Genomic DNA, 20,302 nt, shown 5'->3' on the forward strand with positions numbered 1-20,302 from the left:
TCTCGAGGGTGTTGAACGACTTCGACGAGACGATGAACAGGGTGGTTTCGGCGCGCAGGTTGGCCGAGAGCTCGTGGAATTCACTGCCGTCGATGTTCGCCAGGTAGTGGCAGCGTACGCCACGCTGGGCGTAAGGCAGTAGCGCTTCGGAAACCAGCTCGGGGCCGAGGAACGAGCCACCGATACCGATATTGACCACGTCGGTGATCGGCTTTTCGCTGTAGCCGCGCCACAGGCCGTCATGGATGCGGCCGACCAGTTCGGTGATCTGGTTGAGTACCTTGTGCACTTCCGGCATGACGTTCACGCCGTTGACGCTCAGCTTGTCGCCCACCGGCCGGCGCAGGGCCGTGTGCAGCACCGGGCGACCTTCGGAAGCGTTGATGATTTCGCCGCTGAACATCGACTTGATGGCGTCCTGCAGGCCCACTTCGTTGGCCAGGTTCACCAGCAGGTCGCGGCTTTGTTCGGTGATCAGGTTTTTCGAGTAGTCGAGGAACAGGCCGCAGCAGCTCAGGGAGAACTGGTCGAAGCGTTGGGCATCGGCGGCGAAGGCTTCGCGCATGCTGAAGCCTTGCATGGCGTCGCGGTGTTGCTGAAGCGCCTGCCAGGCGGGCAGCGCCGTCACATCGTGGGGTGTACGGTAATACGCCATTGCGCGGGGTTCCCTTGGTGCGTGATGAGGCCTTGGACACGGCAGTCATTGCCGGGTTCAGGCTGGCATCATTATAGGCAAAGGCCACGCACTGGGAATGGGTATGGCAGGGTGATTTTGGGGAGCGCTTTGCGCCCCATTCGCGGCACAAGGCCGCTCCCACAGTTTCTGTGTCGGGCTTGACGGCTGTGGGAGCGGGCTTGTCCCGCGAATGGGCTGCATAGCAGCCCCAGGCCGTTATGCGGTCTTTTCTTCCACATGCAGGTAAAGGTTGTCGATCAACCTGGTGTTACCCAGATAAGCCGCAGCAATCACCACCAAATCGCGATCATCGATCATTGCCGGGCGTAGGCTCACGGCATGGCGCACTTCCAGATAATCCGCGCGCAGCCCCGCAGCACTCAGCTGCGCCTGCCCCTCGGCGACCAGCGCGGCAAAGTCCCGTTGGCCACGGCCGATGGCCGCTGCGATGTGCTGCAGCGTGCGGTACAGCACCGGCGCGGTCGCACGCTGCTCCGGCGTGAGGTAGCCATTGCGCGACGACAGTGCCAGGCCATCCTCGGCACGCACAGTGGGCTCGCCAATGATCTGAACCGGCATGTTCAGGTCGCGCACCATGGCGCGGATCACCGCCAGTTGCTGGAAGTCCTTTTCACCGAACACGGCAAGGTCTGGCTGGACCATGTTGAACAGCTTGCTGACCACGGTGGCCACACCTTCGAAATGCCCCGGCCGGCTGGCGCCGCACAGGCCTTCGGACAGGTGGGGCACGCTGACGCGGGTTTGCACGCTCATGCCGTCGGGGTACATCTCTTCCACGGTGGGCGCGAACAGCAGGTTGCAGCCGGCCTGCAGCAGGCGCTCCTGGTCTGCGGCCAGGGTGCGCGGGTACTTGTCGAGGTCTTCGTTGGCGCCAAATTGCAGCGGGTTGACGAAGATGCTGGCCACCACGAAATCGGCGCGCTGCGCAGCCTTGGTTACCAGGGCCGCGTGGCCGCTGTGCAGGTTGCCCATGGTGGGCACGAAGCCGATGCGCTTGCCTTCACCGCGAGCGCGGGCGACGGCGGCGCGCAATTCGCGGACGGTCTTTACTGTATTCATGCACTGAACCCGTGTTCGCTACCAGGGAAGCTGACTTGCTTGACCGCCTCGACGTAAGCGACGAGCGCGCTGTGGATATCGGGCTGGCCTTGCATGAAGTTCTTCACGAACTTCGGCACTCGGCCGCTCAGCGACAGGCCGAGCATGTCGTGCAGTACCAGCACCTGGCCATCGGTGGCGCTGCCGGCGCCAATGCCGATCACCGGGATGCCCACGGCGTTGGTGATTTCTGCCGCCAGTTCGCTGGGTACGCATTCGAGCAGCAGCATGGCCGCGCCGGCCTGTTCGAGGGCGATGGCGTCGGCGCGCATCTGCCGGGCCTGGGCCTCCTGACGGCCTTGCACCTTGTAGCCGCCCAGCACGTTGACGGTCTGCGGGGTCAGGCCCATGTGTGCGCACACCGGCACACCGCGCTCAGCCAGCAGGCGGATGGTTTCGGCCAGCCAGGCGGCGCCTTCGATTTTGACCATGTGGGCGCCGGCGCGCATAAGCGTGGCGCTGTTGGCAAAGGCTTGCTCCGGGGTGGCGTGCGCCATGAATGGCAGGTCGGTGAGTATCAGTGCACCGTCATTACCGCGTTTGACGCTGGCGGTGTGGTAGGCCATGTCCGCCGTGGTGACCGGCAGGGTGCTGTCGTGCCCCTGCAGGACCATCCCCAGCGAGTCGCCTACCAGCAACACTTCAATGCCGGCCTGGCTGGCGGCCTTGGCGAAGGTCGCGTCGTAGCAGGTCAGCATGGTGATTTTTTCACCCTTGGCCTTGAGGCCATTGAGGGTGGTAAGGGTTACTTCAGGCATGTCGGAAAATCCTCGTTCAGGCGCTGTAAAAAACGACTGCATTCAACGCGTGTAGTCATCTTCCGGAGCGGCACATCATCGCGCGTGATGTTCGGGCACAGGTCCGTCCGGGCCTAAATACGGGTATGCGGCACTTTGGGGCCGCACGGGACGCCTATAGTCGTGAGCGAGGTGGGGGAAGTCAATCACCCTGTTACCGCATTGTTACGATCAGGGTGTTACTGGCGTTACCGTGCCAGTGTGCAACGCTGGAACGCCCGGTTTACAGGCGTTCAAGGCCGACGAACGGGCAGTCGCCGAGCAATTGCGCGAGGGCGCGGCCATCTGCCAGGTGGAAGTCGTCCGGCACCAGTTCGGCCAGTGGGTACAGCACGAAAGGCCGGGCATGCATGTGGTAATGCGGCACTTTCAGGCGTGGCTCGTCGAGTACCAGGTCACCGAACAGCAGGATGTCCAGGTCCAGCGTGCGCGGGCCCCAGCGCTCCTTGCGCACGCGGCCCTGGCCGTTCTCGATGGCTTGCAATGCATCGAGCAGCGCCAGAGGCGGCAGTGCGGTGTCCAGGGCGGCGACAGCGTTGGTGTAACGCGGTTGGCCGGGCAGCAGCGAATCGCTGGTGTACAAGGCCGAAGCCGCCACCAGGCGAGTACCCTCCACCTGGTCAAGCGCCTGCAAGGCACTGCGCAGTTGTTCGGCGGGTGCGTCCAGGTTGCTGCCCAGGCCGACGTAGGCGCGAGTCTTCACTCGGACGCCTCGTCACCACCGCGTTTGCGTTTGCTGGTGCTGCGTTTGCGTTTGCGCGGGCCGGCACCTTCGTCACGGCTGCCCAGCTCGCGAATCATCTCGCGACGCTCGCTGTCGTTGGCATCCTGGTAGTCGGTCCACCACTGGCCGAGGTCGTCGGTATCTTCCCCGGCGCTTTCACGCAGCAGCAGGAAGTCGTAACCGGCGCGGAAGCGAGGGTTGTCCAGCAGCATGTCGGCGCGTTTGCCGCTGCGCCGTGGCAGGCGCTCCTGCATGTCCCAGATCTCGCGGATCGGCAGCGTGAAACGCTTGGGGATGGCGATGCGCGCGCATTGCTCGGCGATCAGGTCGTGGGCCGCGCCATTCATGGCGGGTATCGGCGGCACGCCCTGGTTCTGCAGGTGCAGCACGCGGGCCGGCAGGGCTGGCCACAGCAGTGCGGCGAACAGGAACGCCGGGGTCACCGGTTTGCCCTGCTTCACCCGCAGGTCGGTGTTTTGCAACGCTTGGCTGATCAGTGTGTGGGCGTAGGTCGGGCGCTCGTCCAGGGCGTGTGCGCTGGCCGGGAACAACGGCTCGAACAGCTGCAGGTCGACCAGCATCTCGAAGGCCATGGCGCCTTGGCCTGAGAGGAACAGCTTGAGGCTTTCCTCGAACAGGCGTGCGGGCGGAATCTCGCGCAGCAGCGGGGCAAGCTCGCGGATCGGCTGGACCGTGTGCTTCTCGATACCGAAGTCCAGCTTGGCGGCAAAACGCACCGCGCGCAGCATGCGCACAGGGTCTTCCTGGTAGCGGTGGGTCGGGTCGCCGATCAGCCGCAGCAGGCGGTTGCGCACATCGTGCACACCGTTGGCGTAATCGAGAATGCGCTCGCTGACCGGGTCGTAGTACAGGGCATTGATGGTGAAGTCGCGGCGTTGCGCGTCTTCTTCCAAGGTGCCGTACACGTTGTCACGCAGGATGCGGCCACTGGAATTGTGCGACGAACGGTGGCTGTCGCCCTGGTCGTCTTCCGAGTGAGGGGCGCGGAAGGTGGCAACTTCGATGATCTCACGGCCGAAATGCACGTGGACCAGTTTGAAGCGGCGACCAATGATGCGCGCGTTACGGAATTCGGCACGGACCTGTTCGGGGGTGGCGCTGGTGGCGACGTCGAAATCTTTCGGCGTAATGCCCAGCATCAGGTCGCGGACACAGCCACCGACCAGGTAAGCCTGGTAGCCGGCGCTCTGCAGGCGTTCCACGATATTCACCGCGTGGCGGCTGAACTGGTGGCGCTGCAGCGAGTGCTGGCTCTTGTTGATCACCTCAGGCGTAGTGCGCCTGTGGTGCGTGCCCGGTACGGGCGGGCGGAAAGACTGGAACAGCTTCTTCAGCATGGGATGCACTGTGTGAAGGAATGTTCGGCCAATAATAGGAGAATGGCCGCATGATGGGCGGGGATTCTAGCATTTACTCGGGGAATGGTGTAGGCGGGTAGCAGGATGCCTGCCAGAAGGGTAGAAACGACAAGGGGAGCCTAAGCTCCCCAAGAAGTCGTTGCGTGCTCTTATTGTTTTTTTGCTGGGCTTTTTGTTTTTGTTGAGTGCCCTGTCCACAAATCTCGAAGCTTGTGGACGACCCCCAATCCAGGGGTTAAGAGCAAACGGATTGCTTTGGCCGCTGATGTCACGTTGATCTGTCGATCCAACCAGTTCAGGCGCTGCTTTTTAGTGCAGTTTTTGTTGTTCTCTGCCTGGTCGTGGGGCAAGCCCCAAACACGCATCCTCTCCAAAAGAATCAGTTAGCTGCGCCTCCGCCGTCTTGTTTTTATTGTGCGTGAGCCGTTTCGTCTTGTTCTTATTTTAGGTTGCAGTGCTTGTTATTGTTTTTGTACTAAGCATATAGCAGGTGCCGTGCCAACTTTTGCAAACCCAGTAAAATCAAGGGGTTGAGGCATTTCAGCAGTTTTCACGACGCTCAAAATGTCGCAATTTCGTTACCGTACGCCTCGGGAACTGTTACGGCGGAAAGGTTGGGTAACAGATTTTTGTGGGAACTGATGTGTTACCTGGGGTGTTTCCGGGCCCGATGTGTTCGCCACACCCTGTTTAGCGCCTATGCGATCGAGCGCCGCGCGAGCGGCGCTTCGCGGGGCAAGCCCGCTCCCACATTTGTTTCGGGCCAATCAATCCTGAGGCGTCGGAGCTCGCCCCTCTGTTGTTCCATTCAATCACGTCGTGCAGCAAGGGGCCGCGCGCCAATGGTGGCAGGAGATATTGGCCGAAACAGATGTGGGAGCGGGCTTGCCCCGCGAAGCGCCGCCCGCGCGGCGCTCGATCTCGAAGGCGACGCTGTGCCGAACTCAATTATCGCTGGTAGCGTTGCTCTTGCGCCGTGGAATGCCCAGGCGCTGGCGGCGTTCCCACAGGCACTTGCGGCTGACGCCAAGCTTGCGTGCCAGTTCGGTCTCGGTCATGTGGTCCTGATGCTCGAGTACGAAGTGCTGGAAGTAGTCTTCCAGCGACAGGTCCTCGGTCGGCTCGTGGCTGGCATTGGCAGCGCTGGCCACCACCAGGGCGTTGTTGAGGATCTCGTCCTCTTCCAGGTCGCTCAGCTCGATGTCGATGCCCAGCAGTTCGGCAGAAATTTCCGCGCTCTCGCTGAGGATCACCGCGCGCTCCACGGCGTTTTCCAGCTCTCGCACGTTACCCGGCCAGCTGTAGTGACGAATGGCTTGCTCGGCTTCGGCCGAGAAGTGCAGGTCGTCGCGGCCGATACGCGCGCTCTGGCGCGCCAGGAAGGCGCTGGCGATTTCGTTGACGTCGCTGCCGCGCTCGCGCAGGGCAGGCAGTTTCAGGGCGATCACGTGCAGGCGGTAGTAAAGGTCTTCGCGGAACTGGCCGGCCTTGGCCAGGTTCTTCAGGTCGCGGTGGGTCGCGGCGATCAGGCGCACATCGACCTTTTGCGATTGCACCGAACCCACCCGGCGAATCTCGCCTTCCTGCAGCACGCGCAGCAGGCGGGCCTGGGCTTCCAGCGGCAGTTCGCCGATTTCGTCGAGGAACAGCGTGCCGCCGTCGGCGGCTTCTACCAGGCCCGCACGCCCGGCGCTGGCGCCAGTGAACGCGCCTTTTTCGTGACCGAACAGTTCGGACTCGATCAGTGTCTCGGGGATGGCTGCGCAGTTCACCGAGATCATCGGTGCCTTGGCGCGGCGCGACAGGTTGTGCAGGGCGCGGGCCACCAGCTCTTTACCGGTACCCGATTCACCCTGGATCAGCACGTTGGAGTCGGTGGGCGCAACCTTGCGGATCTTGCTGTACATGTCCTGCATCGGCGGGCACGAGCCGATGATGCCGATTTCGCCATTGGCCGCAGCCGCGCTGCCTTTGTCGGCCGGGGCGGCCTTGCCATTGGCGGCGCGTGGCTCGGCAGCCGGTGCGGCGGCCGGGGTGTTCTGCCGGTCGCGCAGGATACGCGCCACGGCCTGCAGCATCTCGTCGTGGTCGAATGGCTTGGCGATGTAGTCCACCGCGCCCATTTTCATCGAGTCTACCGCCGAGCGCAGGCTGGCGTAACTGGTCATGATCAGCACCGGGGTGCCCTGACCAAGCTTGATCAGCTCGGTACCGGGTGCGCCTGGCAGGCGCAGGTCGCTGACGATCAGGTCGAAGGTGGCAATGCTGAAGCGTTCCTGGGCTTCCTGCACCGAGCCGGCTTCGCTGACTTGGTACTGGTTCCGCTCGAGCAGGCGACGCAAGGCCGAGCGGATGATGGTTTCGTCTTCGACGATCAGAATATGCGGCATTGATTCAATTCTCTCGACGGTCTCGAATTTCAGGGGACGTCGCTACGACATGCCGGGGCAGGGTCACGCGGATCCGGGTGCCACGTTGCCGTTCGATATCGGCCGGGCTGTCGATGGTGATTTGCCCATAATGCTCTTCCACGATGGAATAGACCAGAGCGAGCCCCAGTCCGGTTCCCTCGCCAGGGTCCTTGGTGGTGAAGAAGGGCTCGAACAGGCGGTCCATGATGTTCTTCGGTATCCCGCTGCCCTCGTCCTCGACGATCAGGTCGACGGTGTGTTCGCTGACCTCGGTGCGCACGCGCACGGCACTGCCGGGCTTTGATGCGTCGCGGGCGTTGGAGAGCAGGTTGATCAGCACCTGGGCCAGGCGCTGCGGGTCCCCTTCGGCCCAGTGGTCGGGGTTGCAGAGGTTGAAGAACTGGACTTCGAAATTGCGCCGGTTCAAGGCCAGCAGACCGATGGCGTCCTGCGCCACTTCGGCCAGGCACACCGGTTCTTCGCTGTTCTGGTGGCTGCCGCCGGCATGGGCGAAGCTCATCAATGACTGGACGATGCGCGACACCCGCTTGGTCTGGTCGAGGATCTGGCTGGACAGCTCGATGATTTCGCCATCGCCCTCGCGTTCCTCGCGCAGGTTTTGCGCCAGGCAGGCGATGCCGGTTATCGGGTTGCCGATTTCGTGGGCCACGCCGGCGGCCAGGCGCCCAATGCTGGCCAGGCGCTCGGAGTGCACCAGCTTGTCTTCCAGTGCCTGGGTTTCGGTAAGGTCTTCCACCAACAGCACAAGGCCGCTGTTACCGGGTGCCAGGGGCTCGTCAATGGCTGCCTTGTGCAGGTTCAGCCAGCGCGGTTGCCCGTCCAGTGCCAGGCGCTGCTTGTGCAAGTGCTCGTCGGGCAGGTTGATGAAGCCTTGCAGCAGGCCGCGCCAGGGCTCGTCGATGGTGAGCAGACGCGAGCCGACCACGTGCTTGGCGGCGATGCCGGTGAGCTCTTCCATGGCCTTGTTCCACATCAGGATTTCCTGGTCCTTGGCCAGCGAGCACACGCCCATGGGAAGCTCTTGCAGGGTCTGGCGATGGTAGCGGCGCAGGGCGTCGAGCTCGGCGGCCAGGCCGGTCAGGCGCGAGTGGTAGTCTTCCAGGCGGCTTTCGATGAAATGGATGTCTTCGGTCACATAGTTTTCGTTACCGGACTTGTAGGGCAGGAAGGTTTCGACCATGTCCTGGGCCACGCTCGGGCCCATCAGGCCGGACAGGTTGGCCTCGATGCGGTCGCGCAGGCGGCGCAAGGCGTAGGGGCGGCGCTCGTCGAACGGTAAGTAGAGGTCACGCAGGGCCTGCTCCACTTCTTTTTGTGCAGCCTTGGCACCCAGCGGCTTGGCCAGTTGGGTGGCAAACTCCTGCGGCGAGGCGGCGTGCAACTCGCGGCGCTGCGGGCGGCGTACGTTGTCCACGGCGCAGGCTTCTGCCGCGCTGACTTCTTCGCTGCTGGCGTTGGTGAACAGCGAGATCAGGGTGAACAGCAAAACGTTGGCCGCCAGCGAGGCAATGGCCGCCATGTGCCAGCTGGTATCGTCCAGCACATAGATCATGTCCAGCAGCGGTATATAGAAGCCCTGCAGGTTGCCCAGCAGCGGCAGCAGCATGGTCACCATCCACACCAGGGTGCCGGCCAGCAACCCGGCGATGAAGCCGCGCCGGTTGGCGGTGGGCCAGTACAGCACCGATAGTACGCCCGGCAGGAACTGCAGGGTGGCGACGAAGGCGACAATGCCCAGGTTGGCCAGGCTCTGGTGGTTGTTCTGGGTCAGGTAGAACATGAAGCCGGCGGTAATGATGGCGACGATCAGCGCGCGACGGGTCCACTTCAGCCAACGGTAGATGTTGCCTTCGGCCGGGGGCTGGTACAGGGGCAGCACCAAGTGGTTGAGGGCCATGCCCGACAGTGCCAGGGTGGTGACGATGATCAGGCCGCTGGCGGCTGACAAGCCGCCGATGTAGGCCAGCAGCGCCAGTGCTTCGTTGTTGGCGGCAATCCCCAGGCCCAGGGTGAAGTACTCGGGGTTGGTGCTGGCGCCCAGGCGCAGGCCGGCCCACAGCACCAGCGGCACGGCCAGGCTCATCAGCAGCAGGAACAGCGGCAGGCCCCAGCTGGCACTGACCAGCGAGCGCGGGTTGAGGTTTTCGGTGAAGGCCATGTGGTACATGTGCGGCATGACGATGGCCGAGGCGAAGAACACCAGCAGCAGGGTGCGCCATGGGCCTTCCTGCAGCGGGGTGTGCAGGGCGGCCAGGGCGGTCTGGTTCTGCAATAGCCAGACCTCCAGCTCGTGCGGGCCGCCGAATACGCCGTACAGGGCGTAAAGGCCTATGCCGCCCAAGGCCAGCAGCTTGATCACCGACTCGAAGGCGATGGCGAACACCAGCCCTTCGTGTTTTTCGCGCGTGGCAATGTGTCGCGAGCCGAAGAAGATGGTGAACAGAATGATCAGCGTACAGAACGCAAAGGCTACCCTGGCCTTGACCGGCTCACCGGTGAGAATGCTGATCGAGTCGGCCACCGCCTGTATCTGCAGCGCCAGCAAGGGCAACACGCCGATCAGCATGATGATGGTGGTCAATGCGCCGGCCCAGGTGCTGCGAAAGCGGAACGCCAGCAGGTCGGCCAGCGATGAAAGCTGGTAGGTGCGGGTGATCTTGAGGATCGGGTAGAGCAACACCGGTGCCAGCAGGAATGCGCCGGATACCCCCAGGTAACAGGCCAGGAAGCCATAGCCGTACTGGTAGGCCAGGCCCACCGAGCCATAAAAGGCCCAGGCACTGGCATACACGCCCAGCGACAGGGTGTAGGTGAGGGGGTGGCGAATGATCGAACGCGGGATCAACCCGCGCTCGCTGATCCAGGCCACGCCAAACAGCACCATGAGGTACCCGGCGCTGATCAGGATCATCTGGGTCAGGCTAAAGCTCATCGGCATCTCGTTGGCTCTGCAGGATGAAGGTGACGACGATCAGGATCAGCCAGAGCAGGTACGGGCGGTACCAGGCTCCGGTCGGTTCGATCCACCAGTCCATGATGGCCGGGGAGAACAGGTAGATCCCCACGACCAGAAGCAGGACCAAACGATAGATGTACATGCTGGCCTCGATGGTTGGGCGCTGCGGGCTTGGACTTATTATTGGCGCAAATGACTGGGGGGATGCTAGCGGGAATCCATTGCGTTAGCCAAGGGTTTGAAATTATTGGGCTTTTGTTATTGAGGGTTGGTTTACCCGCGAAAGCGCCGGGCCTGCCTCAGCGCAAATCAGCTTCAGGTACCGTGGTCCGCTGCGCGATCGCCTCCGGCCGCCACTGCTTGCGGGCTATCGCCAACACTTCAGCCGGCGTAGCCAGTAGCAAATCGGGGTCTGTTTCTTGCCCCAGCGCCCTCAATGCCCGCAGCAGCAGGGGAGTAGCCTGCTCTGCCTGCAGGGGCGGCGACCGGTACGACTTGCCCAGCTTGTGCCCATCCGGCTGCACGATCAGCGGAATATGCAAATAGCGCGGCTGTGAGAAGCCCAGCAGCTCCTGCAGGTACAGCTGACGCGGGGTGTTGTCGAGCAGGTCGGCGCCGCGCACGATGTCGGTAACACCCTGCCAGGCATCGTCCAGCACCACCGCCAGCTGGTACGCATACAGCCCGTCGCGGCGCTGGATGACAAAGTCGCCCACCTCACGCCCCAGGTGTTGCTGGTACTCGCCCTGCACCCGGTCGGTAAAGCGGTAGATCAGCTCTGGCACGCGCAAGCGGATCGCCGCACCTTCACGGGCATGGCCGGCATTGCGGCACAGGCCTGGGTAAATGCCGTTGTAACCCTCCAGCTGCTTGCGCGAGCAGGTACAGGCATAGGCCAGGCCCATGTTGAACAGGCGGTCGACGACCGCGGCATAGGCGTCGTGCCGCTGGCTCTGGAACACGACCTCGCCATCCCATTCCAGCGCGTAACGCTCCAGGGTTTGCAGGATGGCATCACGGGCACCGGGCATTTCCCGGGGTGGGTCGGTGTCTTCCATGCGCAGCAACCAGCGGCCGTTCACGGCGCGGGCGTCGAGCCAGGAGGCCAGGGCGGCGACCAGCGAGCCGAAGTGCAAAAAGCCGCTGGGGGTGGGGGCGAAGCGCCCGATGTAGCTGGAGTCGGTCATGTCAGGCTGGGCATATAAATGAAACGGGGCGCATGAAGCGCCCCGTTCAGGTGGAAGAAAGGTCAGCCTTTACCGACCGTTTTTTCCTTTTTCTCGGCAATTTCCTTGCAGTCGAAACACAGGTCTGCGGTCGGACGGGCTTCCAGACGGCGCAGGCCGATCTCGATGCCGCAGGAATCACACCAGCCGTACTCTTCGTCCTGGATCTTCTGCAGGGTCTTGTCGATTTTCTTGATCAGCTTGCGCTCGCGGTCACGGTTGCGCAGCTCAAGAGCAAATTCTTCTTCCTGGCTGGCACGGTCGGCCGGGTCCGGGAAGTTCGCAGCTTCATCCTTCATGTGGTCTACGGTGCGATCCACACTGTGCATGAGCTCGCCTTTCCAGGCATTGAGAAGCTTGGTGAAGTGCTTCTTCATGGGCTCACCCATGTACTCTTCGCCCTTGGTCTCTTTATAGGGCTCGACACCGTACATGGTTCCGGTTTTTTGCTTTTCTACGGTGGACATGAATAGACCGCCTCTCACTCATCTGATCCAATGCGCAGGATGCTCCATCCCCGGCGACCGCCGGCCCTGCGACTGCGAGCCGCCGAACTTACCAGATAGATCGGGGGTGCGCTACCCCGCCCGATCCTGCTTATTGACATCGGCGCGAGCCGTACGTTCGTTGGCGTGCAGAGGTAGAATCTCCAGTTTAGACCCAATTGAGAGAAGGTCATGGCCCACCCCTACAGTGCGCGCAGCCGCGCCATCGAACCCTTCCACGTCATGGCGCTGCTGGCCCGGGCCAACGAGCTGCAGGCGGCCGGGCACGACGTGATCCACCTGGAAATCGGCGAGCCGGACTTCACCACGGCCGCACCGATCGTCGCCGCCGGCCAGGCCGCGCTGGCTGCCGGGCACACCCGCTACACCGCTGCACGCGGCCTGCCGGCACTGCGTGAAGCGATCGCCGGCTTTTATGGCCAGCGTTATGGCCTGAATATCGACCCGCAGCGCATCCTGATTACCCCAGGTGGTTCTGGCGCGCTGCTGCTGGCCAGCAGTCTGCTGGTCGACCCGGGCAAGCACTGGCTGCTGGCCGACCCGGGTTACCCGTGCAATCGCCACTTCCTGCGCCTGGTCGAGGGCGGGGCGCAGCTGGTGCCGGTGGGCCCGGAGGTGAACTACCAGCTGACCGCCGACCTGGTCGAACGTTACTGGGACAAGGACACGGTCGGTGCCCTGGTCGCGTCGCCGGCTAACCCGACTGGTACTGTGCTGGGGCGCGAAGCGTTGGCCAGCCTTGCCAAAGCCACCCATGAGCGGCATGGCCACCTGGTGGTGGACGAGATCTACCATGGCCTCACCTATGGCATGGACGCGCCAAGTGTGCTGGAAGTCGACGACTCGGCGTTCGTCCTGAATAGTTTTTCCAAGTATTACGGCATGACCGGTTGGCGCCTTGGCTGGCTGGTGGCCCCACCCGGCGCAGTGGCCGACCTGGAGAAACTGGCGCAGAACCTGTACATCAGTGCACCGAGCATGGCCCAGCATGCCGCGCTGGCATGCTTCCAGCCCGAGAGCCTGGCCATTTTCGAGGAGCGCCGCGCCGAGTTCGCCCGCCGCCGCGACTACCTGCTGCCCGCCCTGCGCGAACTGGGCTTCCGCATAGCCGTCGAGCCGCAGGGGGCGTTTTACCTGTATGCCGATATCAGTGCCTTTGGCGGTGATGCGTTTGCCTTCTGCCGGCACTTTCTGGAAACCGAGCACGTGGCCTTTACGCCGGGCCTGGACTTTGGCCGTCACCTGGCTGGGCACCATGTGCGCTTTGCCTACACCCAGAGCCTGCCGCGCCTGGAAGAGGCGGTGCAGCGCATTGCCCGTGGCCTGCGGAGCTGGCAAGGCTGATGCAGTTCTATCCCCCACTCGAACAGGGCCGCCTGCTGCGCCGTTACAAGCGCTTTCTGGCGGACATCGAACTGGCCAGCGGCGAACAGCTGACCATTCACTGCCCGAACACCGGTTCCATGCTCAATTGCATGCGTGAAGGCGGGCAGGTGTGGTTTAGCCGCTCCAACGACCCCAAGCGCAAACTGCCAGGCACCTGGGAAATCAGCGAAACCCCACAGGGGCGGCTGGCCTGTGTGAACACTGGGCGGGCTAACGCGCTGGTCGAAGAGGCACTGCGGGCCGGCGTCATCGCCGAACTGGCCGGTTTTACCGCGCTCAAGCGCGAAGTCGCGTACGGAGAGGAAAGCAGCCGCATCGACTTTCGCCTGGAGTTCGACGGTGCCCCTGCGTATGTCGAGGTGAAGAGCGTGACCTTGGGTTACCCCGACAGCACGGTCGCGGCTTTTCCCGATGCGGTGACACAGCGCGGTGCCAAGCACCTGCGCGAGCTGGCGAAGCTGGCCCGGCAGGGCGTGCGGGCGGTGCAGTTGTACTGCGTGAACCTGACTGGCATCAATGCCGTACGCCCAGCTGAGGAAATCGACGCAGCCTATGCCCAGGCCCTGCGTGCGGCGGTGGCGGACGGGGTGGAGGTGCTGGCCTACGGCACCCGCCTGAGCGCCGAAGGCATTGTTATTGATTGCCGCCTGCCGGTGCTGCTTACGCCGTGAGCCAGATGCCTTGGCTGTCTTCGTGACAGCCCAGGGCCAGCAGTTGCTCACCCTCGCAAGGGCCGGCTACGCACTCGCCGCTTTCAATCAGGAACAGCGCGCCATGGTGGGCGCAGTGGATGAGGCTGGCGCTGTCATCGAGAAAGGCATCTTGCGTCCAGTTCAGCGGGATGCTGCGGTGCGGGCACCGGTTGCGGTAGAGGTACACCTGGCCCTGGCGGCGCACGCCGAACAGTTCGAGGCCGTCTACGCTGAAGGCGCGGCTTTGGCCTTCGGCCAGGGTGTGGGAGGTACAGAGCAAGTGCATGGCGAGGACGACTCATGAAACAGATGATGACTTGACGCGTCAATGCGAATAATTATCAAATTGCCCGCATTCGCTGCGCCTGGCCCCTATGGTGCGCAGTTCTGTCGCCCGCCACAAGGCGCGCGGCTCGCCTTCAGAAGGAACCCCATGATGCGCCGTCCAGTCGCCTTGCTCGCCCTCTGCGCAAGCCTTGTGCTCTCCACCACGGCCCTGGCGGCCGAGTTGCCGCAACGCTGGGTCAGCGCGGGTGGCGCCCTGAGCGAGTGGATAACTGCATTGGGCGGCGAAGCGCGGCTTGTCGGTGTGGACACCACCAGCCAGCACCCGGCATCGCTGAAATCACTGCCCAGCGTGGGTTACCAGCGGCAGTTGTCCGCTGAAGGCATTCTCAGCCTGCGCCCGGATGTACTGGTGGGCACCGAGGAAATGGGCCCGCCGCCGGTACTGGCGCAAATTCGCAAGGCCGGTGTGCAGGTGGAGTTGTTCTCCAGCAAGGCCGAACTGACGGCGGTGGATGAAAACCTCAAGCATCTGGGGCAGTTGCTTGGCGCAGAGCAGCAAGCTTCGGCGTTGGCGGCGGGCTACCACCAGCAGATCGAGGCGGTGCAGGCCAAGGTCAAGCAGGCTCAGGCAGGCCAAAAGGCACCTGGGGTGCTACTGCTGGTCGGCCATTCCGGGGCCAAGCCGCTGATCGCCGGGCAGGGCACTGCGGGTGACTGGCTGCTGGGCCAGGCGGGTGGGCACAACCTGGCAGAACATCAAGGCTACAAGAACTTCTCCAACGAAGCCTTGGCGGCGCTGGACCCGGATGTGATCGTGTTTTCCGACCGGGCGCTGGCCGATGAGCAGGCCTTGCAGGCGCTGTTGAAAGAAAACCCCGCGCTGGCTGCCTCGCGGGCTGTGCGTGAGAGACGCCTGGTGTCACTGGACCCGACGCTGCTGGTAGGCGGGCTTGGCCCACGCCTGCCATCGACCTTGCAGTCGCTGGCAGCCACCTTCTACCCGGCGGCCCAGGCCAGCTTCGCGCAATGAAACAGCGGGTCCAGCCACGTACGTTGTTCATTTGCCTGAGTCTGCTGTGCCTGTTGGCGGTGTGGTTGTCGCTGGCCTTGGGGCCGGTCAGCCTGCCGCTGTTCGACACCCTGCGCGCCGGCCTGCGCCTGTTGGGGCTGCCGATTGCGGCTGACGGCCTGCAGCAGGCCGAGATGATCCTGGGCCAGATCCGCCTGCCGCGTACCTTGCTCGGGCTGGCGGTGGGCGCGGTGCTGGCGCTGTCCGGCGTGGCCATGCAGGGGCTGTTCCGCAACCCGCTGGCCGATCCAGGGCTGGTGGGGGTTGCCGCTGGGGCGGCGATGGGTGCAGCGGTCGCCATTGTCGGTGGTGCCTGGTTTGGCGGCATGCCGGACGCTTTCGCGCCCTATCTGTTGTCGTTCTGCGCTTTTGTCGGGGGGCTTGGGGTGACCGCGTTGGTCTACCGACTGGGGCGGCGCGATGGCCAGACCAACGTTGCCACGATGCTGCTGGCGGGCGTGGCCATGACTGCGCTGGGCGGCGCGGCCGTTGGGCTGTTCTCTTACCTGGCCGACGACGCCACCCTGCGCACACTGACATTCTGGAACCTCGGCAGCCTGAACGGTGCCAGCTACGAACGGCTATGGCCGTTGCTACTGGTGGCGGCGGGGGTAGCGGTGTGGCTGCCGCGCCGGGCCAAGGCGCTGAATGCCCTGTTACTGGGTGAGTCGGAGGCGCGCCACCTGGGCGTTGACGTGGAGCGACTCAAGCGCGAGCTGGTGTTCTGCACGGCGCTGGGCGTAGGTGCGGCAGTGGCAGCAGCAGGGCTGATCGGTTTCATCGGCCTGGTGGTGCCGCACCTGGTGCGCTTGCTGGCAGGGCCTGATCACCGCGTGGTGCTACCGGCCTCGTTGCTGGCCGGGGGCGTGCTGATGCTGTTCGCCGACCTGGCGGCGCGGCTGCTGCTGGCACCTGCCGAGTTGCCGATTGGTATTGTCACGGCCTTCATCGGTGCGCCGTTCTTTCTGGTCCTGCTGATAAGAGGGCGCAGCTGATGTTGCAAGTCGAAGGCCTGCACCTGCGGCGGGGGAGCAACGAAGTGCTGCACGACATTCACCTGCAACTGAGCCCGGGGCAGGTGGTGGGTGTGCTCGGCCCCAACGGTGCCGGCAAGAGCAGCCTGCTGGCTGTGTTGTGTGGCGAGCTGGCGCCCGAGCGAGGGCGGGTGACGTTGCAGGGCCGGCCCCTCACCGATTGGCCTGGGCAGGAGCGGGCCAGGCGCCTGGCAGTGTTGCCACAGGTGTCCAGTCTGGGCTTCTCGTTCCGGGTCGAGGAAGTGGTGGGCATGGGGCGCATGCCTCATGGCACCGGGCAGCAGCGCGATGCGCAAATTGTCGAAGCGGCGTTGCAGGCGGCGGATGCCTGGCACCTGGTGGGGCGCAGTTACCTGGCGCTCTCCGGTGGCGAGCGCCAGCGGGTGCACCTGGCCCGCGTGCTGGCCCAGCTATGGCCGGGCGAGGAGGGGGCCACGCTGCTGCTCGACGAACCGACCTCGATGCTCGACCCACTGCACCAGCACACTACCCTTGAATCCGTGCGCCGCTTCGCCGACCGCGGCGCTGCGGTGCTGGTGATCCTGCATGACCTGAATCTGGCTGCGCGCTACTGTGACCGTATCCTGTTGCTGGAGCAGGGGCGCTGCCATGCGTTTGCCACGCCCGAAGCGGTATTGACGCCAGCGGCACTGAAGGCGGTGTACGGTATCGACGTACTGGTGCAGGCGCACCCAGAGCGTGGGCACCCACTGATCATCACACGCTAGGAGGCATTGTCGATGCGTCATCTGCTGCTGTCGGGTTTCTCGCTTTGCCTGATGTTTTCACTGGGCGGCTGCCAGGCCAGCCTGCCGCCACTGCCCTCCTGGCAGAGCAGTGAAGGGCGCACGCATGCCGAGTTGGGGCACATCATCGATCTTGCCAGTGGCCGGGCGATCAGCCCTGAGCAACTGGTGCAGCGCCTGGCAGGCACCCCTCGCGTGCTGGTGGGCGAAAAACATGACAACCCGGACCATCACGCGTTGCAACTCTGGCTGCTACGCGCGATGCAGGGGAAGCGCGTGCAAGGCAGTCTCCTGCTGGAAATGCTGCAGCCTGAGCAGCAACCGCTGGTCGACAAGGTTCAGGGGCAGCCGCTGCCGGCGAACTTGCCCAAGGCGCTGGCCTGGCAGGAAGGGTGGGATTGGCAGCTGTACGGGCCGATAGTGCGTGAGGCCTTGCAGGACCGAGTGCAACTGCTGGCCGCCAATCTGTCGCCGGGTGAGATGCGTCAGGCCTATCGACAGCCAGCCCCGCTGACTGGCAAAAGGTCCAATGCACCGGCGGTAAAGGGTGCTTTGCTCGAGCAGGTACGCGCTGGCCATTGTGGGATGCTGCCGGAAAGCCAGTTGCCGGCGATGCTGGCTGTGCAGCAGCAGCGCGACCGGCGCATGGCCGAGCGGTTGCTGTCCGCGCCGCAGCCAGCGTTGCTGTTTGCCGGGGCCTATCACGTGCGCAAGGACCTGGGCATACCCTTGCACCTGGCAGATCTGGGGGCGTCGGCGTCGGGGGAGACCAAGGTATTGCTGCTGGCCGAGGTGGGCGAGCAGGTTGAGCCAGGCCAGGCTGATTACGTGTGGTACACCGCGGCGATGCCGGAGCAGGATTACTGCGCGCAGTTTCGCCAGTAGTGTGGGCCAGGCGGCACAAACCCCCAGGCAAAAAAAGACCCGGCAAAATGCCGGGTCAATAACCGTGATTAGCCTGATGAGGAGATAATCTGAGAGTCCGAACCAGGGGCTCTTAGGTTATCCAACCAGTCTCGCGACCAGTTGTGATAATCATAACAATTCTCATTCAGGCGTCAATCCCTTCCCCACGATTATTTTGGATTTTTTTGCGTAGGATTTTTCGCGTCCAGTTGTTGATTGAGCGCTTCTTTGCGTTCGAGCGGCAAATCGTTCCAGTGCATGTCCAGCAAGGCGCCCTCAATGGCGTACAACAGCACCTTGGAGGCGCGGAACCCTCGTGTCTTGACGGCCTGGTAGGCACCCACCGCACCCAGGCGACGCAGATCCGATGCGCTGTGGATGCCGGCGGCATGCAGCCACTGCGCAGAGGTCTTGCCAAGGTTCTTCAGGTGCTGCAATTCATCGTTCATCGAGCCTCCTTGCGATGGCTGAACGTGGATTGGAGGATAAATCGCGAGCAGGTCAGAGAGGAGTGTAGCGGGGGTTAAGAAATGCGCGGCCTTTTGCCATCGGGGGCGATGAACTGCCTTTGGGAAGTAGCCTGTTCTGGCCCCATCGCCGGCAAGCCAGCCCCCACAGGTACACCGCAGGCCTTGAGGGCGAGGGTGTAACTGTGGGAGCTGGCTTGCCGGCGATGGGGCCGGTACAGGAAAACGGCGAACTTACAGGCCAGGCAACCGCTGGCGAATCTGCTCGATCACCTGGTCCATGCTGCCAGCATCCTGGGTATCGACCCGTGTGCTCTGCACCAGCTCCTGCGCATCCAACGCTTCACGGCTCGCCTGCTGGGCCTTGACCACATCCAGGGTTGCATCGGAGGGGTCGGTGTTTTCGGCCTGACGCTGCTCCAGCCAGCTGGCGATGACGGCCTCGGGTGCGTGGCAGTCGAGGATCAGGAACGGCACACCGGTCTGGCTGGCGACGTCTGCAGCAGCCTGGCGCTGTTCACGCTTGAGGTAGGTGGCATCCAGCACCACCGGGAAGCCGGCGCGCAAAACGGTGGCTGCCACTTCATGCAAACGTTGGTAGGTGGCGGCACTGGCATCCGGGTCATAAATGCCGGCAGTCAGTTGGCCGGCGTGGTCGTGCGGCTGATCGCCGAACAGGCGCTTGCGCTCGACGTCGGAGCGCACGCGAATGGCGCCCAAGGCCTCGACCAGGCGCATTGCCACGTGGCTCTTGCCCACTGCCGAGACACCATGGGTGATGGCCAGCAGCCGCGAAGGGATGGCGCTGTAGCTTTCCGCCAGGTTGGCGTAGTTGCGGTAGGTGCGCAGGGTAGTGGCCCGCTGCACGCCATCGGCATTGGCCGGCATGCTGAACAGCGCGACCTTGGCCCGTACCAGGGCGCGATAGGCTTTGTAGAAGTTGAGCACCTCCAGGCCTTCATAATCGCCGGTCAGCTCCAGGTACTGACTGATGAAACGTCGTGCCAGGCACTTGAGGCCGCGATCTTCCAGGTCCATGGCGAGGAAGCCGGTGTCGGCCCAGACATCGGTCATGCGGAACGGTTCGTTGAACTCGATGCAGTCGAAGATCACCACCTGGCCGTTGATCAGGGTCGCGTTGCCCAGGTGGATGTCGCCATGACACTCGCGGGTAAAGCCATTGGCCTTGCGCGAGGCGAACAGGCCTTGCAGCCGCTCGAAACTGCTCCGCGCCCACGCCTGCAGGTTGTCCAGTTGCAGCAGGTCGGCCTTGTCGCTGAGGAATGGGCGGATCTGCTCGAAGTTCTGCTCGACCGGGGCCATGACGCTTTCAGGCGAACCGTAGGGCTGCTCGGCAGATACCTTGGGGGTCTGCAGGTGAAACTCGGCGATTTGCCGGGCCATCTGGTCAATGTGCGCGGCATTCAGTTCACCATTGGCCTGCAGGGTGCTGAGCATCTGCCCCTGAGGGAACTGGCGCATCTTCAGCGCGTATTCGATGGCCTCGCCGTCGCCACCGATCTGCGGCGCTTCGACACTACCGGTCACCGCCAATACCTCCAGGTACAGGCCATCGGTCATGCGCTGGTTCAGGCGCAACTCTTCGTTACAGAAATGCTGGCGCTGACCCAGTTCGGTGAAATCGAGGAAGCCGAAGTTCATCGGTTTCTTGATCTTGTAGGCGTACTCGCCGGTGAGCAGCACCCAGGAGATATGCGTCTCGATGAGCTGGAACCCATCCACGGGGTGAGGGTACAGGGCGGGGTTCTGCAACGCAGTGATAAGAGCTTGGCTCACGGCAAATCCTTCCGGGGCAGGGAATTCGAATGCGCCATTATGGTCAATGGTGCCGTCCCTGCCTACCGCTGGGCCGTCTGCCCAGCCTTTATAAAGTGCGTA

General features: G+C 63.5%; 18 protein-coding genes and 1 pseudogene. 6 read left to right on the forward strand and 13 right to left on the reverse strand.

Annotated elements, in window-relative coordinates; translation table 11 throughout:
- From CKW35_RS27040 to dksA, 10 genes and pseudogenes are all read right to left on the reverse strand, one after another.
- Positions 1–655, reverse strand: a pseudogene (locus CKW35_RS27040) (glucose-6-phosphate isomerase); the annotation flags it as partial.
- Between the two features lie 237 nt (positions 656–892).
- The gene (panC, locus tag CKW35_RS27045; RefSeq protein ID WP_060519959.1) at positions 893–1,756 is read right to left on the reverse strand and encodes a pantoate--beta-alanine ligase; all 864 of its coding nucleotides are present in this window, start codon (positions 1,754–1,756) and stop codon (positions 893–895) included.
- Positions 1,753–2,553 (reverse strand): 3-methyl-2-oxobutanoate hydroxymethyltransferase, encoded by an 801-nt coding sequence (panB, locus tag CKW35_RS27050; RefSeq protein WP_060519961.1) that lies wholly within the window; start codon positions 2,551–2,553, stop codon positions 1,753–1,755. Before panB ends, panC begins: the two co-directional genes overlap by 4 nt.
- Before the next feature lie 262 nt (positions 2,554–2,815).
- Positions 2,816–3,295: a 2-amino-4-hydroxy-6-hydroxymethyldihydropteridine diphosphokinase gene (gene folK, locus CKW35_RS27055; protein WP_016489154.1), complete on the reverse strand. Its 480-nt coding sequence runs from the start codon at positions 3,293–3,295 to the stop codon at positions 2,816–2,818.
- Positions 3,292–4,674, reverse strand: a complete 1,383-nt coding sequence (locus tag CKW35_RS27060) for a polynucleotide adenylyltransferase PcnB (RefSeq protein ID WP_016489153.1) — start codon at positions 4,672–4,674, stop codon at positions 3,292–3,294. Before CKW35_RS27060 ends, folK begins: the two co-directional genes overlap by 4 nt.
- A 965-nt stretch (positions 4,675–5,639) precedes the next feature.
- On the reverse strand, positions 5,640–7,085 hold the full coding sequence (locus CKW35_RS27065) for a sigma-54 dependent transcriptional regulator (RefSeq protein ID WP_016489152.1): 1,446 nt from the start codon (positions 7,083–7,085) through the stop codon (positions 5,640–5,642).
- A gap of 4 nt (positions 7,086–7,089) precedes the next feature.
- Positions 7,090–10,065, reverse strand: a complete 2,976-nt coding sequence (locus tag CKW35_RS27070) for a sensor histidine kinase (RefSeq protein ID WP_016489151.1) — start codon at positions 10,063–10,065, stop codon at positions 7,090–7,092.
- The gene (locus CKW35_RS27075; protein ID WP_003250005.1) at positions 10,049–10,225 is read right to left on the reverse strand and encodes a hypothetical protein; all 177 of its coding nucleotides are present in this window, start codon (positions 10,223–10,225) and stop codon (positions 10,049–10,051) included. The genes CKW35_RS27070 and CKW35_RS27075 overlap by 17 nt, the downstream gene beginning before the upstream one ends.
- 157 nt (positions 10,226–10,382) lie before the next feature.
- The gene (gluQRS, locus tag CKW35_RS27080) at positions 10,383–11,270 is read right to left on the reverse strand and encodes a tRNA glutamyl-Q(34) synthetase GluQRS (RefSeq protein WP_060519912.1); all 888 of its coding nucleotides are present in this window, start codon (positions 11,268–11,270) and stop codon (positions 10,383–10,385) included.
- A gap of 62 nt (positions 11,271–11,332) precedes the next feature.
- Positions 11,333–11,776: an RNA polymerase-binding protein DksA gene (gene dksA, locus CKW35_RS27085; protein ID WP_016489149.1), complete on the reverse strand. Its 444-nt coding sequence runs from the start codon at positions 11,774–11,776 to the stop codon at positions 11,333–11,335.
- A 210-nt stretch (positions 11,777–11,986) separates the two neighbouring features.
- On the opposite strand from dksA, the gene CKW35_RS27090 reads away from it, so the two are divergent.
- Positions 11,987–13,159, forward strand: a complete 1,173-nt coding sequence (locus CKW35_RS27090) for a pyridoxal phosphate-dependent aminotransferase (RefSeq protein ID WP_016489148.1) — start codon at positions 11,987–11,989, stop codon at positions 13,157–13,159.
- Positions 13,159–13,872, forward strand: a complete 714-nt coding sequence (gene sfsA / locus CKW35_RS27095) for a DNA/RNA nuclease SfsA (RefSeq protein WP_023049291.1) — start codon at positions 13,159–13,161, stop codon at positions 13,870–13,872. Before CKW35_RS27090 ends, sfsA begins: the two co-directional genes overlap by 1 nt.
- On the opposite strand, the gene CKW35_RS27100 is transcribed toward sfsA, so the two are convergent.
- A complete protein-coding gene (locus CKW35_RS27100) occupies positions 13,862–14,179 on the reverse strand; it encodes a Rieske (2Fe-2S) protein (RefSeq protein ID WP_016489146.1) in 318 nt (105 codons plus the stop codon). The genes sfsA and CKW35_RS27100 overlap by 11 nt on opposite strands.
- A gap of 147 nt (positions 14,180–14,326) precedes the next feature.
- Here CKW35_RS27100 and CKW35_RS27105 point away from each other — a divergent pair, with 147 nt between their 5' ends.
- From CKW35_RS27105 to CKW35_RS27120, 4 genes are read left to right on the forward strand one after another with little or no spacing between them, the layout of a single operon-like run.
- On the forward strand, positions 14,327–15,211 hold the full coding sequence (locus tag CKW35_RS27105; RefSeq protein WP_095117287.1) for a hemin ABC transporter substrate-binding protein: 885 nt from the start codon (positions 14,327–14,329) through the stop codon (positions 15,209–15,211).
- Positions 15,212–15,261: 50 nt separating this feature from the next.
- Positions 15,262–16,245: an iron ABC transporter permease gene (locus CKW35_RS27110; protein WP_161775545.1), complete on the forward strand. Its 984-nt coding sequence runs from the start codon at positions 15,262–15,264 to the stop codon at positions 16,243–16,245.
- A complete protein-coding gene (locus CKW35_RS27115) occupies positions 16,245–17,012 on the forward strand; it encodes a heme ABC transporter ATP-binding protein (protein WP_016489143.1) in 768 nt (255 codons plus the stop codon). The genes CKW35_RS27110 and CKW35_RS27115 overlap by 1 nt, the downstream gene beginning before the upstream one ends.
- 12 nt (positions 17,013–17,024) lie before the next feature.
- Positions 17,025–17,915, forward strand: a complete 891-nt coding sequence (locus CKW35_RS27120) for a ChaN family lipoprotein (protein WP_060519906.1) — start codon at positions 17,025–17,027, stop codon at positions 17,913–17,915.
- A 191-nt stretch (positions 17,916–18,106) separates the two neighbouring features.
- On the opposite strand, the gene CKW35_RS27125 is transcribed toward CKW35_RS27120, so the two are convergent.
- Complete coding sequence (locus CKW35_RS27125; protein ID WP_016489141.1) at positions 18,107–18,385, reverse strand: TfoX/Sxy family protein; 279 nt, start codon at positions 18,383–18,385, stop codon at positions 18,107–18,109.
- A 252-nt stretch (positions 18,386–18,637) separates the two neighbouring features.
- On the reverse strand, positions 18,638–20,200 hold the full coding sequence (locus tag CKW35_RS27130; protein ID WP_070086835.1) for a bifunctional aminoglycoside phosphotransferase/ATP-binding protein: 1,563 nt from the start codon (positions 20,198–20,200) through the stop codon (positions 18,638–18,640).
- Positions 20,201–20,302 lie beyond the last annotated feature (102 nt).

This window comes from Pseudomonas sp. Irchel 3F3 (assembly GCF_900187545.1).
Classification (GTDB): Bacteria; Pseudomonadota; Gammaproteobacteria; order Pseudomonadales; family Pseudomonadaceae; genus Aquipseudomonas; species Aquipseudomonas fortuita.